The following is a 14,885-nucleotide window of genomic DNA, read 5'->3' on the forward strand; positions in this document are numbered from 1 at the left end:
CAAGGGGCCTTCGCGGTGCAGCTTGGGGCGCGGCTTGGCAAAGTGCCTGCGCCTGTCGCTGCGCTGCTGAGCGTACTTGGAGGTGTAGCCGTTGCCACCCGCGTTGCGCTTGCATTCTCGGCTGATGGTGCTGGGGCTGCGGCCCAATGCCCTCGCTATGGCTCGCAGGCTCTGCTTTTGCTGTAGCCCCAGCGCTATCGCATGGCGCTCCATCTCGCTCAGTTGTTCGTAGGTGTTCTTTGTCATGGGGCCTCAATTTTGAAGGGGTGTTGCACTTCAGATTTGAGGCCGCCCTGGGTTTGCGCCGTTTTTGACCATAAAAAAGCCGCCCGGTGTGCCCGGGCGGCTTTTTTGTGCGCGGGGCGAAGGCGCTTACACCTTCTTCTTGATCAGCCCATAGATCACCAGCAGCACGATGGCGCCGACGACCGATGCGATCCAGCCAGCCGGTGCGCCTTGCGCGTACCACCCCATGGCCACGCCGACGTAGCTTGCCAGCAGCGAGCCTGCGATGCCCAGCACGGTGGTCATGATCCAGCCGAGTTGGTCGTCGCCCGGTTTGACGGCGCGTGCGATCAGGCCGACCACGAAGCCGACGATGATGGTTCCGATGAGGGAGAGCATGAGGAGATCCTTTCAGAAAAAGCAGGACGCGACTGTACTGCCTTTTCGTGGCACCGGAGCGTTGGCAGGCGCTACAGCGCATCCATGATGTGCTTCCACTCGCCCGGCTCCACCGGCGTAATGGACAGGCGGCTGCCTTTTTGCAGCACGCGCATGCCCGCCAGTTCAGGGCGGCTGCGCAGCTCCGCCAGGCTGACGAGCCGCGTCTTGCGCAGCGCCTGCACGTCCCGCAGCAGCCAGCGCGGGTTGTCGGGGGGCGACTTGGGGTCGTGGTAGGGCGAGGCGGGGTCGAACTGCGTCGGGTCCGGGCGCACGCCCGAGGCCACGCGCGCGATGCCCGCAATGCCGGGCGCGGGGCAGCTGGAGTGGTAGAACAGCACGCCGTCGCCCACCCGCATGTCATCGCGCATGAAGTTGCGCGCCTGGTAGTTGCGCACGCCCGTCCAGGGCACGGTCTGGCCGGGCGCGGCCAGGGCGTCGTCGATGGAGCATTCGGCGGGCTCGGACTTCATGAGCCAGTAGCGTATGGGTTCGGCCATTGCGCGCCTTCCATTCCGTCAGCGCCGGGCGGGCGCGGGCAGTTGCAACTGGGCTTGCTGCACCACGCGCACGCAGTCGCGCAGGTGCTGCTCGCCCAGGTAGCGCAGCGTGGCATAGCCCAGGGTGGCTGCCACGGCCTGCCCGGCAATGGGCACGTACTTGGCGGCCTGCTTGGTCGTCAGGCGCACGCCCACACTCTGGGTGGCGCGCAGCACCAGCTCGCGCGTGACCAGCTTGCCGATCAGCACCGAGCCGACCATGGCCACGGCCTTTTGCACCTGCTCGCGCTTGTGCGGGTCGAGCTGGTCGATCTGCTGCGGCGTGAGGCCGAACTCGGCGTTGATCTGCGGCAGCAGCCGCGAGAGCAGGGCGGCGTCCACCGCCCAGTCCAGGCCCGGCACGGGCACGGTGCTGGCGGCGGCCGCCACCAGCGCGCGGCGGTGCAAAAGCTTGCGGGCTCGCCGCACGGCAGCCGCCAGGGCCGGGTTGCCGGCCGCCATCTGGAGCGAAGAAAGTTGGGACATGGATGCTTTTTTAAACCAAAAGGATCGCCCCGCATGGTAGTCGGAGCCGCGCCGGGCGCATGTGGGCCCTGTCCGACAGGGGGGCGCGGCACGTGCCGACCGCGCCAGGCAGCGCGGCGCCCCACACTGGAGCCCGTCTTCACCCGGAGAAAGGAAAACGACATGTCCATCACGAACCGTTTCTTCTTCCGCAGCCTGTCGGTGGCCGTCTTGGGCGCCGCACTGGCAGGGCCGGGCCTGGCGGCGCCGCATCGCGGCGGCGAGGCGTCGCTGGCGCGGGGTGCCGTGCCCGACACCACGCCGCAGCAGCGCTACCAGACGGCCATCCGCGAGGCAGGCGGCGGTCTCAAGATCAGCTTGCAAGAGTGTCGCGCGCTGCATGCGCCGCAGCGCAAGGAATGCGAGTCGCAAGCCCGTGCGCGCTACCAGGCCGACATGGCGAAGGCCCAGGCCATTCTGCGCGGCGACCCCCATGCGGGGCCGGTGAATGTGGTGGGAGGGCCGATCCGAAGCACCGAAACGGTGTATCAGGTCAAGCCCTAATTGGTGTTGCTTGATGCGGGTGCGGCGGCATTCGCTTCACCACCAGCGACGCGGCGCGCGCCGTTGAAGCGGCGGGCCCAGTAGCCCACGTCCATGTCTTCCACGCGCACCTGGGCGCCGCTGCGCGGGGCGTGGATGAACTTGTTGTCGCCCACGTAGATGCCTACGTGGCTGAAGTTGCGACGCATGGTGTTGAAGAACACCAGGTCGCCGGGCTGCAGTTCCTTCTTGTCGATGACCTGCGTGGCGGCGGCCTGCTGGTCGGCACGGCGGGGCAGCAGCAGACCCACGGTCTGTTCGTAGATGGTGCGCACGAAGCCGCTGCAGTCGAAGCCCGTTTCGACGCTGCTGCCGCCGCGCTTGTAGGGCACGCCCAGGAACCCCATGGCGGCCACCACCAGGCCGGACGCACGGTCGGCCACGTTGTGGGCCTGGTCCACCACCTTGTCGGTGACCTTGTGACGCACGTCATCCAGGCGCGTGAGCAGGCGGCCCCGGTCGGAGGCGGGCGGGTCGGTGTCGTCGGTGTTCAGAGCCTGGGGCGCGGCCTGGGCGGCAGCGGCGCAGGCCAGGAGTAGAGTGCAGAGCCATCGGGACATAGGGGGCAGAGGTTAACACGGACGGTATGCCTGCCCGACAATGCCGCTTTACCGACCCCAACCGCAGAACAACCGCCATGCTGCTCGACGCCACCGAATCCCAACTCGTCCTGGTGGACTACCAGGAACGCCTGATGCCCGCCATCCACGACGGCCCCGCCGTGCTCGCCAACGCCCGCCGCCTGGCGCAGGTGGCGAACATGCTGGACGTGCCCGTGTGGGGCACCGAGCAGAACCCCTCGCGCCTGGGCCAGAACGATGCCGCCCTGCGCGCCCTGTGCCGCAAGACCCTCGCCAAGATGCACTTCAGCGCGGCAGACGAGGGCCTGGGCGAATGGCTGCGCCCGCCCGCCAAGCCCCAGGGCGGCAATGCGCGCAGCCTGCCCAGGCACCTGCAAAAGCCCCCGCAGCAACCTGCGGACGAGCGCCCCGCCATCGTCATCGCGGGCTGCGAGGCCCACGTCTGCCTGCTGCAAACCGCGCTGCAACTGGTGGAGGACGAGTTCGAGGTCTGGGTCGTCACCGACGCCTGCGGCTCGCGCACCGAGCGCAACCGCGACGCCGCCTTCGACCGCCTGGCGGGCGCGGGCGCCGAACTGGTGACGACCGAGATGGTGATCTTTGAATGGCTGGGCAGCTGCGAGAACCCGGCCTTCAAGGATGTGCTGGCACTGATCAAATAATATTGATCTTTTTGGCCTCCATCGCTTACTGCATAAGCGCGGACTGCTATCAAATTTTATAAATTCCTGGGCCGCATTCCGGCGCCAGGAGATCTGAGTTGTGCGGTCCGCTCAGACACGCCGGATTCATTCACACCTTCTGAGGAGACAAGCGCCATGACGAGCTACGCCGACTTCCACCGCCAGTCCATCGACCAGCGCGACGCCTTCTGGGCCGAGCAGGCGCAACTGATCGAATGGCAGACCCCGCCCCAGCAGGTGTGCGACTACGGCAACCCGCCGTTCGCCAGGTGGTTCGCGGGCGGCACCACCAACCTGTGCCACAACGCGGTGGACCGGCACCTGAAGGACCGCGCCAGCCAGAACGCGCTGGTGGCCATCTCCACCGAGACGGGTACCGAGCGCGCCTACACCTTCGCCGAGCTGCACGCCGAGGTGCAGCGCATGGCCGCCGCGCTGCAAAGCCTGGGCGTGAAGAAGGGCGACCGCGTGCTCATCTACATGCCCATGATCGCCGAGGCGGCCTTCGCCATGCTGGCCTGCGTGCGCATCGGCGCGCTGCACTGCGTGGTGTTCGGCGGGTTCGCGGCGGGCTCGCTCGCCGCGCGCATCGAGGACGCCGAGCCCGTGGCCGTGGTCAGCGCCGACGCGGGCTCGCGCGGCGGCAAGGTGGTGCCGTACAAGCCGCTGCTCGATGAAGCCATTGACCTCTCCAAACACAAACCCCAGGCCGTGCTGATGGTGGACCGGGGCCTGGCCCCCGCCGCCCTGCGCGCCGGGCGCGACCACGACTGGGCGGCGCTGCGCGCCCGGCACCTCAACGCGCAGGTGCCCTGCGAATGGGTGGACGCCACGCACCCCAGCTACACCCTGTACACCAGCGGCACCACCGGCAGACCGAAGGGCGTGCAGCGCGACACCGGCGGCTACGCCGTGGCGCTGGCGGCGAGCATGAAGCACATCTTCGACGCCAAGCCGGGCGAGGGGGTTTTCACCGCCGGGCCGCCCCAAGGTGAAAACGCGGCCCCCTCGGGGGGCAGCGACCCGCGTGAGCGGCGGAGCGTGGGGGTCTTTTTTGCGACGAGCGACATCGGCTGGGTGGTGGGCCACAGCTACATCGTCTATGGCCCGCTGCTCGCGGGCATGACCACCATCTTCTACGAGGGCCTGCCCACGCGGCCCGACGCGGGCGTGTGGTGGAGCATCGTGGAAAAGTACCAGGTCACGCACATGTTCTCGGCCCCCACGGCGGTGCGCGTGCTGAAAAAGCAAGACCCGGCCTACCTGCAAAAGCACAGCGTGAAAAGCCTGAAGGCGCTGTACCTCGCGGGCGAGCCGCTGGACGAGCCCACGGCGCAGTGGATCAGCGACGCGCTGCGCGTGCCCATCATCGACAACTACTGGCAGACCGAGACGGGCTGGCCCATCCTCACGCTGTGCAACGGCGTGGAGCGGCAGGCGTCGCGCTTTGGCAGCCCCGGCAAGGCCGTGTATGGCTACAACGTCAAGCTCATCGACGAATCCACGGGCGAGGAGCTGACGGGCGCCCACCAGAAGGGCGTGGTCGCCATCGAAGGCCCGCTGCCGCCCGGCTGCATGCAGACCGTGTGGCGCGACGACGCGCGCTTCGTCAACACGTACTGGAAGAGCATCCCGGGCCGCCTGATCTACAGCACCTTCGACTGGGGCATCCGCGATGCGGATGGCTACTACTTCATCCTGGGCCGCACCGACGACGTGATCAACGTGGCGGGCCACCGCCTGGGCACGCGCGAGATCGAGGAAAGCATTGCGTCCCACCCCGCCATCGCCGAGGTGGCCGTGGTGGGCGTGGCCGACAGCCTGAAGGGCCAGGTCGCCATGGCCTTCGCCGTGGTGCGCGACGCCGCCAGCGTGGCCGACGACGCGGCGCGCCTGAAGCTCGAAGGCGAGGTAATGCAGCAGGTGGATGCCCAACTGGGCGCCCTGGCCCGCCCCGCGCGCGTGTTCTTCGTGACGGTGCTGCCCAAGACGCGCAGCGGCAAGCTGCTGCGCCGCGCCCTGCAGGCCGTGGCCGAGCGGCGCGACCCGGGCGACCTGACCACCATGGAAGACCCGGCGGCCTTGCAGCAGGTGAAGGACTTGCTGGGGCATTGAGCAGCCGGCAGGGCTATGCTCGGCGACTGGTCCACTCCCCGCCGCCGAACCGCCATGCGCCTTGCCGTTGAAAACCTCGAAGCTTCCAAGATCCGCCAAGTCGCCAACGCGGGCATGGGCCGTGCCGACGTGCTGGCCTTCTGGTTCGGCGAGAGCGACGAAACCACGCCCGAGTCGGTGCGCCGCGCCGCCATCGCATCCATAGAGCGCGGCGAGACCTTCTATTCGCACAACCTGGGCCTGCCCGAGCTGCGCCAGGCGATCGCCGACTACGCCAGCGCGCTGCACGGCCCCGTCGATGCGGGGCGCATCGCCGTCACCTCGGGCGGCGTCAACGCGCTGATGGTGGCCATGCAGGCCCTGCTGGACGCGGGCGACGAGGCCGTGGCCGTCACGCCCGTGTGGCCCAACCTCACGGCGCAGCCCGCCGTGCTGGGCGCGCGCGTGTACTGCGTGCCGCTGCGCGCGCGGCAGGGCGCCTGGACGCTGGACCTGCAGGCGCTGCTGGACGCCATCACGCCCGCCACGCGCCTCTTGATCGTGAACGCGCCCAACAACCCCACGGGCTGGACGCTCACGCGGGCAGAGCAGCAGGCCATCCTGGCGCATTGCCGCCGCACGGGTACGTGGATCCTGTCCGACGAGGTGTATGAGCGCCTCTATTACGAATCCACACCGAACGGCTGCGCGCCCAGCTTCCTGGACATCGCCGCGCCGCACGACCGGCTGGTGGTGGCGCAGAGCTTTTCCAAGAGCTTCCTGATGACCGGCTGGCGCCTGGGCTGGCTGGTGCTGCCGCCCGCGCTGGTGGACGGCGTGGGCAAGCTCATCGAGTTCAACACCTCCTGCGCCAGCGTGTTCACCCAGCGCGCCGGGCTGGCGGCGCTGGCGCATGCGGGCGACATCACCCCGCCGCTGGTCGCGCACCTGCGCCGCTGCCGCGATACGCTGCTGCCCCAACTGGCCGCGCTGGCGCAGGTCGAGGTGGCCAGCCCGCGCGGCGGCATGTACGCCTTCTTTCGCCTGCACGGCTTTGGCGATTCGCTGGACGTGGCACGGCGGCTGGTGGCCGAGGCGGGCCTGGGCCTCGCGCCGGGCAACGCCTTCGCGCCCGAGGCGCAGGGCTGGCTGCGCTGGTGCTTCGCGTCCCAGGACGTGGCGCGGCTGGATGCGGGCGTGCAGCGCCTGCGCGATTGGCTATCAAAACAATAGCTGACTATGCTTGCTGCATAAGCGCTAGAGGCGGATTTGACCTAATTTTTTTGCCGCCAGGCTGCGGGCGGCTGCCACGCGCGTACCCAGTCGATGAACGCATCCAGCGGCATGGGCCGCGCGATGCAGTAGCCCTGCGCCTGGGTGCAGCCCAGCTGCAGCAGCAACTGGCCCTGCTCGACCGTCTCCACGCCCTCGGCGATCACGTGGTAGCCGAAGGAGCGGGCCAGGCCGATCACGCCCTGCACGATGGCCAGGTCGCCCGCATCGCCCATCATTCCGTGTACGAAGCTCTGGTCGATCTTGAGCGTGTCCATGGGCAGGCGGCGCAGGTAGGTGAGCGACGAGTAGCCGGTGCCGAAGTCGTCCAGCGACACCGTGACGCCCAGCGCGCGCAGGTCGGTGAGCGCATGGGCCACGGCGGCAAGGTCGTACAGGGCGGCGCTTTCGGTGATCTCGATCTCGACCATGTGCGCGGGCACCCCGGGGTGGCGGGCCAGGCACCGGGCCATCCAGTCCGCAAAACCGGGCGCTTGCAGGTGCTGGGCGCCCACGTTGACGGACACGGGCATGGCCAGGGCGCTGTCCTGCAGCCGCTCCAGGGTGGCCAGGGCGGTCTCGATCGCCCATTCGCCAAAGGTGATCTCCAGGTCGGTGCCCTCCAGCAAGGGCAGGAACTCGCCGGGCGGCACCACGCCGCGCTGCGGGTGCTGCCAGCGGCTCAGCGCCTCGGCGCCCACCACGGCGCCGCTGCGCATGTCCACCCGGGGCTGCAGGTACAGCGCGAACTGCGCGTCGGCCAGCGCGTCGCGCAGGAGGCGGCCTTGTTCGCGGGCCGCCTGCAGCGCGCGCTCCTGCGCCGCGTCGAACTGGTGGAAGCGGTTGCGGCCGGCCTGCTTGGCGGCGTACATGGCCTGGTCGGCATGGCGCAGCAGGGTGTCGGCGTCGGAGTCGTTGGCCGGGAACATGGTGTAGCCGATGCTGGCGGTGACCACCACGCGCTCGGTGCCCAGCGTGTACGGGGCGGAGATGCTCTCCATGACGCGGTGCAGCAGGCGCTCGCAGGCAGGGGCCGATTCCAGCGCGGGCATGAGGATCACGAACTCGTCGCCCCCCAGGCGGGCCACGCAGTCCAGCGGGCGCAGCGCGCGCGTGAGGCGCCCGGCCACCACCACCAGCAGCCGGTCGCCCGTGCCGTGGCCCAGCCGGTCGTTCACGGGCTTGAAGCCGTCCAGGTCCAGGTAGGCCACGCCCAGCTGCGTGCCGTGCTCGCGCGCCTGCGTCATGCTCTCTTGCAGCCTGCGGCCCAGGTGGACGCGGTTGGGCAGGCCCGTGAGCGCGTCGTACAGCGCCAGCCGCTGCAGCAGCACCTCTTGCTCGCGCTGGGGCGTCACGTCCAGGGCCACGCCCAGCATGCGCTCGGGGCGGCCCTCGGCGTCGAAGCCCACGATCTTGCCCAGGTTGCGCACCCAGCGGGCGTCGTCGCCGCTCTGGCTGACGCGCCAGGTGGCGTCGAAGGGCGTGCCGGGGTTCGCTGTATGGCGCGCCAGCTCGGCGGTGATGCGGCCGATGTCGTCGTGCGCCATGCCGCTGCTCCAGTACGCGGCGGCGCGCGGGTCGTCTTCGGACGCGATGCCGCGCAGGGCGCGCCAGCGGCTGTCGCCGGTGACGGTGCCGGTCTGCAGGTTCCAGTCCCACAGGCCCAGCGCGGCGGCGGAGATGGTCAGCGACAGCAGCTCCTCGCGCTCGCGCACCCGTTCCTCGCTGCGCTTGCGGTCGGTGATGTCGTGTACCGAGAACAGCCAGCAGGGCTCGCCGTCGAACTCGATGGCGCGCATGGACTGCATGACGGTGAGCGTCGCCCCCGAGCGGGCGCGCAGCCTGAGTTCGTAGCCGGTGAGTTGGCCGCTGGAGTCCACCGCGTCGATCATGCGCTGGCGGTCTTGCGGCGAGACGATGCCCAGCCCGACGGCGGTGCGGCCTATGGCGTCGTCGCGCGCAATGCCAAGCAGGTCTTCCCAGGCGGGGTTGATTTCCAGGTAGCGCCCGTCGCTGCGGTGCGACAGGCCCATGGGGTAGGGCACGAGCTGGAAGATGCGCGAGAAGCGCTCCTCGGACTGGCGCAGGCGCTGTTCGGCGCGCTTGGCCTCGTCGATGTCCTGGATCACGCCGCGCATGCGCGTGACGCGGCCGTCCTCGCCGGCCAGCGGCTCGCCGAGCGCGCGCACCCACGCCAGCCGCCCGTCGGGCAGCATCAGTTCCATCTCGATGCTCCATTCGACGCGCTCGTGGATGCACTGGCGCAGCTTGGCGCGCAGCGCGTCGCGGTAGGGCGGGGCGACGAAGCGGTCGATGTAGCCCTGCGGCAGCGGCGCGCCGGGCTGCATGCCGTGGATGGCGTAGCACACGTCCGTCCAATAGACGAAGCCCTGGCCCAGCGTGTCCTCCCAGGCGCCCAGCCGCGCCAGCCGACCCGCCTGCTCCAGCAGGCCGTTGAGCGCGCGCAGCTCCTGGCTGGCGCGCTGGATCTCGGTCATGTCGTGGAAGACGAAGGCAAAGCAGCGCTCGCCGTCGATGACCACGGACCGCGCGGAGATCAGCCCCGGCACCGACAGGCCGCCGCGTCTTTGCATGGTGACGGGTATGCGGTCCACCTTGCCGTCGCGCTGGTAGGTCTGGGTCACGCGCTCGCGCTCCTCGGGGCGCGTCCACAGCCCTATTTCGGCCGAGGTGCGTCCTATCACCTCGCCGCGCCGGAAGCCCAGCACCTCGCAGAAGGCCGGGTTGGCGTCGATGAAGCGGCCGTCCGGGCGCACGATGGCGGCCGGGTCGGGCAGCACCTGGTAGAAAGTGGTGTACTTGGCTTCGGAGGCGCGCAGCGCGTCCTCGGCCTCGCGGTGGGCGGTGATGTCCACGTCCATGCCGACCATGCTGGCCGGGCGGCCCTGCGCGTCGCGCCGCCCCACCATGCCGCGCGTCATCACCCAGCGCCAGCGGCCCGTGGTGTCCAGCACGCGGAACTCGGCCTCGTAGCTGCCTTCTTCGCCCTCCATGTTGCGCGACAGCCGGGCCGCGTTGCGCTCGGCGTCCACCGGGTGGCGGCGGGCGTACCAGCGCTGCCACAGCTCGGGGCTCTCCATGTCGGCGGGCGTGATGCCGAAGGTCTCGTAGAACTGGCCCGAGCAGCGCCAGCGGCGGCTCTCGATGTCCCATTCCCAGCGGCCCGCGCCCAGGGCGTCCAGGGTCAGGTGAAGTTCCTGGTCGCGCTCTTGCAGCGTGTGGCGCGCGCGCTCCAGCGCCACTTTCGTCTGCGCCCGCCCCACCAGCAACTGCCGCCCCAGGGCCAGGATGAGAAAGCCCGCGCTGTGGTGCCAGGGCACCCACGCCAGCCAGTCTTTCGCCGAGTCCATGGCGGGCGGCGCGCCCACCACGGCCAACAGGCACAGCGCGACGGCCAGGGGCAGCGTGACGGTCGCGCCCGCCATGGCAAGCCAGGGGGCCCATGGCCGTGGCAAGGCATCCACCCGCCGCCATGGCGCGGCAACCGAGGCGGCGGTCGCCAGCACGGCGGCAGTGACGAGCCACGATTGCGGTTCGCTCAACACCATGGCCGCCAGGGCCAGGGCTGCCGTGGTGGCCGCCGCCAGCGGCCCGAAATACAGGCCAACGAAAGCCGTGGCCGTGGGGTAGGCGAACACGCCGTACCGGGCCTCGCCGAACTGCATCACCGCCAGGACGAGGACGGAAACCAGCCCGCCCGTCAGGCCCACGAGCAGTTGCGTGGACCGCGAAGGGTGCAGCATCTGCGCGGGCCGCAGCATCGCCAGCACCGGGACGATCAGGACCAGCAGGCCCACTGCCAGCGCCGCTTCAGGGGCCATGATGAGGGGCGGGAAAACCCGGCGTCAAAACCATGCCCGGAGTTTAGGGCTTGTTACGTTTCTTACTGTATTGCCAAATGTCAACTACCCGTGCCGCGCGCCCTGACGAGCCCGGTGGACAGGGCGGTGCCGCACAAAATCACCAGCGCGCAGCCGATCATCCAGGGCGTGACGCGCTCGCCCAGGAACAGCGTGCCGTAGAACACCGCGAACACCGGCGCCAGAAAGGTCACCGCCAGCGCCCGGCTGGGCCCCGCGTGCGCGATGAGGCGAAAGTACAGGATGTACGCGATGCCCGTACACAGCACCGCGATGGCCGCGATGGCGGCCCAGGCGCGCGGCCCGGGCGTGTTGGCGGGCCACAGCCACAGCGTGGGCAGGGCCAGCCCCAGCGCGGCGCCGAGCTGGCTGCCCGTGGCCGTTGCCAGCGGCGGTATGCCCGTGAGGTAGCGCCGCGCATAGCTGGCCGCCACACCGTAAAAGCAGGACGCCAGCAGGCAGGCCGCAATGGCCCATGCGGCGCTGTCGCTCTTGATGCCGATGCCTGCGGGCGCGCGCCAGGCCAGCAACGCCACGCCGACGAAGCCCAGCGCCAGCCCCAGCCCGCGAAGACGGGTAATGCGGTCGCCCAGCCAGCCCCAGGCCGCCAGCGCGCCGAACAGCGGCACCGTGGCGTTGAGGATGGACGCCAGCCCCGTGGTGACGTGCAGCACCGCCCACGCGAACAGCGCGAACGGAATGGCCGAGTTGATGAGCCCCGACGCCAGCACGGGCCGCCAGTGCTGGCGCAGCGCGGGCCAGTGCCCCTGGCGCAGCATGATCGGCCACAGGAAGGCGGTGGCCAGCGCCACACGCAGGCCCGCCGTGGGCAGCGGGCCGAACTCGGACGCGCCCAGGCGCATGAACAGAAATGACGCGCCCCACAGGGCCGCGAGCAGGATGAATTCGCCGATCCAGGCGCGGGCGGGCAGGGTGGCGGGTGCGGGCTTCATGCGGCCTCCAGCGCCAGCAGCGCGGTCTTGCGCTCCAGCCCGCCCGCATAGCCGGTCAGGCTGCCGTCCGCGCCCAGCACGCGGTGGCAGGGCACCACCACGCTGACCGGGTTGCGGCCCACGGCCGCGCCCACGGCGCGCACCGCCGACGGGTTGTTCAGCGTGCGGGCCAGCGCGCCATAGCTGGTGGGGGCGCCGCGCGGCACGGCCCGCAGCGCCTGCCACACGGACTGCTGAAAGGGCGTGCCGCCGGACAGGTCCAGCGGCAGGTCGAACCCCTCGCGCTCGCCGCGCAGGTACTGGTTCAGTTGGCGGGCGGCTTCTTGCAGCACGGGGTGGCTGGGCGCGTCGGGCCAGTGGCGGGCGGGCGCGTGGCGCTGGCCCTCGAACCACAGGCCGCACAGGCCGCCGGGCGATGCCGCCAGCCGCACCGGGCCGAGCGGGGTGGTGGTGCGTGCCTGCACCGTGAGTGGGTGGAATTGCATGGGCGTTGAATATTGTTGGTCAAATTGGCATCTAGCGCTTATCCAGAAAGCACAAGCAGCTATTGTTTTGATAGTTTCGGGGCTGCCCAGGCGCGCAGCACGGCGTAGCTGCGCCAGGGGCGCCACGCTTGCGATGCCTCGGCGGCGGCGCGGGCGGGGTTCTTGTGGCCCTGCACGCCCAGCGCCTTGTGCAACGCCACGTCGCCCGCCGGGAAGGCGTCGGGCCAGCGCAGCACGCGCATGGCGATGTACTGCGCCGTCCAGTCGCCGATGCCGGGTATCTGGCGCAGCGCGGCGGTGGTGGCGTGTACGTCCGCGCCCGCGTGCAGGGCCAGCGTGCCGCCGTCCACCGCGCGGGCCAGGGCCACGATGGCGGCCTGGCGCTGGCGCACGATGCCCATCTGGCCCAGGGTTTCGCCATGAACGGCGGCCAGCACGGCGGGCGGGGGGAACAGGCGGTTGAGCGTATCGGGCCAGGGCGTGGCGATGGGCTCGCCCAGCCGCTGCACCAGCCGCTGGCCCAGCGTGCGGGCGGCGGCCACGGTGATCTGCTGGCCCAGCACGGCGCGCACGGCCAGCTCGAAACCGTCGAACGCGCCAGGCACGCGCAGGCCGTCGCCCTGCGGGAAATGCGGGTGCAGCACGGCGTTGATGGCGGCGGGGTCGGCGTCCAGGTCGAGCAACGCGCGCACCCGGCGGATCACCTGCGGCAGCACGGGGTACAGGCTGTCGCTGGCCTGCAGCAGCACCTGGTGGCGGGCGGCGTCGAAGCGGGCGCTGATCCAGCCCGTGGCCGTGGAGAGGCGCACCGTGCGGCGCAGCAGGCCCTGGGCCGGGTCCACCCATTCCACGCCGTCGAAGCGCCGCCGCTCGAAGAAGGCCAGCAGTGCCGGCGCGTCGAGCGGCGGTCGCCACGCCAGGCGAATGAGGCCGCGGCCTTCCGCGCTGCCGCCCTGGCGGCGCAGCTGCGTGGGGTTGAGCCGGTAGTGCTGCGCGAAGGCAGCGTTGAACCTGCGCACGCTGGCAAAGCCGCTGGCCAGCGCCACCTGCGTGACGGGCATGGGCGTGTCGGTCAGCAACTGCTTGGCCGTCAGCAGCCGCCGCGTCTGCAGGTATTGCAGGGGCGACACGCCCAAAGCGCCCTCGAAGATGCGGCGCAGGTGCCGGTCGCTCACGCCCAGGCGCTGGGCGAGCTGGGCCACGGTGGGCGCGCTGTCCGGCACGTCCAGCAGGCGCACGGCCTGCTGCACCAGGATGCCGCTCGCGTCCTGCGTGGACCACGCCAGCGCCTGCGGGGCCACCTCGGGGCGGCAGCGCAGGCAGGGGCGAAAGCCCGCGCCTTCGGCCTGCGCGGCCAGGGCGAAGAAGCGGCAGTTCTCGCGCCGGGGCGTGCGCACGGCGCAGACGGGGCGGCAGTAGATGCCGGTGCTGGTCACGCCGGTGAAGAAGCGCCCGTCAAAGCGCGCATCGCGGGTCGTCAGCGCGAGGTAGCGGGCGTCGTCTTCTGCGGTGGACATGCCGCTCATCATAGGAGGGCGGGGCGAGGGCGCTGGCCGTTTTCGGACATCGTCATTGGATGGATAACCGCCAAGCTTGCGAATTGTTGCCTTAATGGCGACAATCATCGCCTTATGAGCAACATTACACAGGCCATCAGTCTGCTGTTTCCGGCCAGCCGCCAACAAGTGCTGGCGGCGCTGCTGTTGCAGCCAGGGCGCAGCTTGCATTTGCGCGAACTGGCCCGCCTTGCAGGCAGCCATGCGGGTACGCTGGCGCGCGAGGTGGACAAGCTCACGCAGGCGGGCCTGCTGCTGCGCAGCGACCACGGCAACCAGTCGCACTACAGCGCGAATCTGCAGCACCCGCTCTATGCCGATCTGGCCGCGATATTCCGCAAGACGCACGGCGCGGTGCCCGCGTTGCGCACCGCGTTGGAGCCGCTGGCCCGGCAGATCGACCTGGCCTTCGTCTATGGTTCCATGGCGAGCGGCACGCACACCGAGCACAGCGACGTGGACGTGCTGCTGGTGGGCACGGCGGATTTCGTCACGGTGGTGCAGGCGCTGTACCCCCTGCACGAGCAGTTGGGTCGCGAGGTGAACCCAGTGGTGTGGGCGCCTCAGGAACTGGCGGCCAAGGCGCAGGCGGGCGATGCCTTCGTGCGCGACGTGCTGCGCAAACCCAAACTATGGATCAAGGGGGATGACCATGAGCTTGAGCAACTTGCAGGCCATTGGCCGCTTGCAGGCGCAGCCGCCTGACCCTGCGGGCATCGCCAAACTGTTGCAGGCTGCACGGCAAAACCTCGCCGATGCGCGCGTGGAGCAGATCAGCGCGAACAACCGTTTTGATGCCGCGTACAAATGCATCATGCAGTGCGCCATGCTGGGCCTGTGGGCGAATGGCTGGCGCACCTCCACCAGCCAGCCGGGGCACCACCAGACGGCGATCCAGACGCTGGATCAGACGATGGGCGTACACAAGGCCGACCTGATCGTGCTGGACGCCCTGCGCCGCCAGCGCAACCTGAATGACTACGAGGGCGATCCCATTTCGACTGCCACGCTGCAAGCGTGTGTGGCGGCGGCTGAAAAGCTGCTGGGGCATGCCGAGAACTGGCTGCGCGCCCGCCATCCTGATTGGCGAATAGTCTGAGGCTTCCCCAG

Annotated in this window: 15 protein-coding genes; 6 read left to right on the top strand and 9 right to left on the bottom strand. The window is 70.0% G+C overall.

Features of this window, described 5'->3' with window-relative positions; translation table 11 throughout:
- The 4 genes from QM569_RS02470 to QM569_RS02485 all read right to left on the bottom strand — a co-directional run.
- A partial coding sequence (locus QM569_RS02470; RefSeq protein WP_414985641.1) for a helix-turn-helix domain-containing protein occupies positions 1–246 on the bottom strand: 246 nt, incomplete at its 3' end.
- Positions 247–372: 126 nt separating this feature from the next.
- Positions 373–624 (bottom strand): GlsB/YeaQ/YmgE family stress response membrane protein, encoded by a 252-nt coding sequence (locus tag QM569_RS02475; RefSeq protein ID WP_414985642.1) that lies wholly within the window; start codon positions 622–624, stop codon positions 373–375.
- Between the two features lie 71 nt (positions 625–695).
- A complete protein-coding gene (locus QM569_RS02480) occupies positions 696–1,163 on the bottom strand; it encodes an EVE domain-containing protein (RefSeq protein WP_414985643.1) in 468 nt (155 codons plus the stop codon).
- A gap of 18 nt (positions 1,164–1,181) precedes the next feature.
- A complete protein-coding gene (locus QM569_RS02485; RefSeq protein ID WP_414985644.1) occupies positions 1,182–1,688 on the bottom strand; it encodes a hypothetical protein in 507 nt (168 codons plus the stop codon).
- A 162-nt stretch (positions 1,689–1,850) separates the two neighbouring features.
- Here QM569_RS02485 and QM569_RS02490 point away from each other — a divergent pair, with 162 nt between their 5' ends.
- Entirely contained in the window at positions 1,851–2,231 is a 381-nt protein-coding gene (locus tag QM569_RS02490; protein WP_414985645.1) for a hypothetical protein, read from the top strand.
- Here the strand turns inward: QM569_RS02490 and QM569_RS02495 are convergent.
- Positions 2,228–2,830: a C40 family peptidase gene (locus QM569_RS02495; RefSeq protein ID WP_414985646.1), complete on the bottom strand. Its 603-nt coding sequence runs from the start codon at positions 2,828–2,830 to the stop codon at positions 2,228–2,230. The two genes, QM569_RS02490 and QM569_RS02495, sit on opposite strands and share 4 nt — an antisense overlap.
- Before the next feature lie 77 nt (positions 2,831–2,907).
- Between QM569_RS02495 and QM569_RS02500 the strand changes: the two genes are divergently transcribed.
- From QM569_RS02500 to QM569_RS02510, 3 genes are all read left to right on the top strand, one after another.
- Positions 2,908–3,513 carry an isochorismatase family protein gene (locus QM569_RS02500; RefSeq protein ID WP_414985673.1) on the top strand — a complete coding sequence of 202 codons (606 nt, stop codon included), beginning with the start codon at positions 2,908–2,910 and terminating at the stop codon, positions 3,511–3,513.
- A gap of 156 nt (positions 3,514–3,669) precedes the next feature.
- Positions 3,670–5,649, top strand: coding sequence for a propionate--CoA ligase (locus QM569_RS02505; RefSeq protein WP_414985647.1), 1,980 nt, complete (start codon positions 3,670–3,672; stop codon positions 5,647–5,649).
- 54 nt (positions 5,650–5,703) lie between these two features.
- Positions 5,704–6,861 (top strand): pyridoxal phosphate-dependent aminotransferase, encoded by a 1,158-nt coding sequence (locus QM569_RS02510; protein ID WP_414985648.1) that lies wholly within the window; start codon positions 5,704–5,706, stop codon positions 6,859–6,861.
- 41 nt (positions 6,862–6,902) lie between these two features.
- Here QM569_RS02510 and QM569_RS02515 read toward each other — a convergent pair whose 3' ends face one another.
- The 4 genes from QM569_RS02515 to QM569_RS02530 form a co-directional block, all read right to left on the bottom strand.
- Positions 6,903–10,742 (bottom strand): EAL and GGDEF domain-containing protein, encoded by a 3,840-nt coding sequence (locus QM569_RS02515; protein WP_414985649.1) that lies wholly within the window; start codon positions 10,740–10,742, stop codon positions 6,903–6,905.
- An 80-nt stretch (positions 10,743–10,822) separates the two neighbouring features.
- Positions 10,823–11,734 carry a DMT family transporter gene (locus tag QM569_RS02520; RefSeq protein ID WP_414985650.1) on the bottom strand — a complete coding sequence of 304 codons (912 nt, stop codon included), beginning with the start codon at positions 11,732–11,734 and terminating at the stop codon, positions 10,823–10,825.
- A complete protein-coding gene (locus tag QM569_RS02525; RefSeq protein WP_414985651.1) occupies positions 11,731–12,219 on the bottom strand; it encodes a methylated-DNA--[protein]-cysteine S-methyltransferase in 489 nt (162 codons plus the stop codon). Before QM569_RS02525 ends, QM569_RS02520 begins: the two co-directional genes overlap by 4 nt.
- 59 nt (positions 12,220–12,278) lie before the next feature.
- The gene (locus QM569_RS02530; RefSeq protein ID WP_414985652.1) at positions 12,279–13,736 is read right to left on the bottom strand and encodes a DNA-3-methyladenine glycosylase 2 family protein; all 1,458 of its coding nucleotides are present in this window, start codon (positions 13,734–13,736) and stop codon (positions 12,279–12,281) included.
- Positions 13,737–13,850: 114 nt separating this feature from the next.
- Between QM569_RS02530 and QM569_RS02535 the strand changes: the two genes are divergently transcribed.
- On the top strand, positions 13,851–14,480 hold the full coding sequence (locus QM569_RS02535) for a nucleotidyltransferase domain-containing protein (RefSeq protein ID WP_414985653.1): 630 nt from the start codon (positions 13,851–13,853) through the stop codon (positions 14,478–14,480).
- Positions 14,428–14,874 (top strand): DNA-binding protein, encoded by a 447-nt coding sequence (locus QM569_RS02540; protein WP_414985654.1) that lies wholly within the window; start codon positions 14,428–14,430, stop codon positions 14,872–14,874. The genes QM569_RS02535 and QM569_RS02540 overlap by 53 nt, the downstream gene beginning before the upstream one ends.
- Positions 14,875–14,885: the final 11 nt, after the last annotated feature.

It is taken from the genome of Acidovorax sp. (genome assembly GCF_047607405.1).
GTDB lineage: Bacteria > Pseudomonadota > Gammaproteobacteria > Burkholderiales > Burkholderiaceae_C > Acidovorax.

Excerpts from the sequence above, each read along its gene's own strand:
- QM569_RS02510 (WP_414985648.1), top strand. The coding sequence starts at position 5,704 with ATGCGCCTTGCCGTTGAAAACCTCGAAGCTTCCAAGATCCGCCAAGTC.
- QM569_RS02530 (WP_414985652.1), bottom strand. The coding sequence starts at position 13,736 with ATGTCCACCGCAGAAGACGACGCCCGCTACCTCGCGCTGACGACCCGC.
- QM569_RS02500 (WP_414985673.1), top strand. The coding sequence starts at position 2,908 with ATGCTGCTCGACGCCACCGAATCCCAACTCGTCCTGGTGGACTACCAG.
- QM569_RS02535 (WP_414985653.1), top strand. The coding sequence starts at position 13,851 with ATGAGCAACATTACACAGGCCATCAGTCTGCTGTTTCCGGCCAGCCGC.
- QM569_RS02495 (WP_414985646.1), bottom strand. The coding sequence starts at position 2,830 with ATGTCCCGATGGCTCTGCACTCTACTCCTGGCCTGCGCCGCTGCCGCC.
- QM569_RS02520 (WP_414985650.1), bottom strand. The coding sequence starts at position 11,734 with ATGAAGCCCGCACCCGCCACCCTGCCCGCCCGCGCCTGGATCGGCGAA.
- QM569_RS02505 (WP_414985647.1), top strand. The coding sequence starts at position 3,670 with ATGACGAGCTACGCCGACTTCCACCGCCAGTCCATCGACCAGCGCGAC.
- QM569_RS02480 (WP_414985643.1), bottom strand. The coding sequence starts at position 1,163 with ATGGCCGAACCCATACGCTACTGGCTCATGAAGTCCGAGCCCGCCGAA.
- QM569_RS02515 (WP_414985649.1), bottom strand. The coding sequence starts at position 10,742 with ATGGCCCCTGAAGCGGCGCTGGCAGTGGGCCTGCTGGTCCTGATCGTC.
- QM569_RS02525 (WP_414985651.1), bottom strand. The coding sequence starts at position 12,219 with ATGCAATTCCACCCACTCACGGTGCAGGCACGCACCACCACCCCGCTC.
- QM569_RS02540 (WP_414985654.1), top strand. The coding sequence starts at position 14,428 with ATGAGCTTGAGCAACTTGCAGGCCATTGGCCGCTTGCAGGCGCAGCCG.
- QM569_RS02485 (WP_414985644.1), bottom strand. The coding sequence starts at position 1,688 with ATGTCCCAACTTTCTTCGCTCCAGATGGCGGCCGGCAACCCGGCCCTG.
- QM569_RS02490 (WP_414985645.1), top strand. The coding sequence starts at position 1,851 with ATGTCCATCACGAACCGTTTCTTCTTCCGCAGCCTGTCGGTGGCCGTC.
- QM569_RS02475 (WP_414985642.1), bottom strand. The coding sequence starts at position 624 with ATGCTCTCCCTCATCGGAACCATCATCGTCGGCTTCGTGGTCGGCCTG.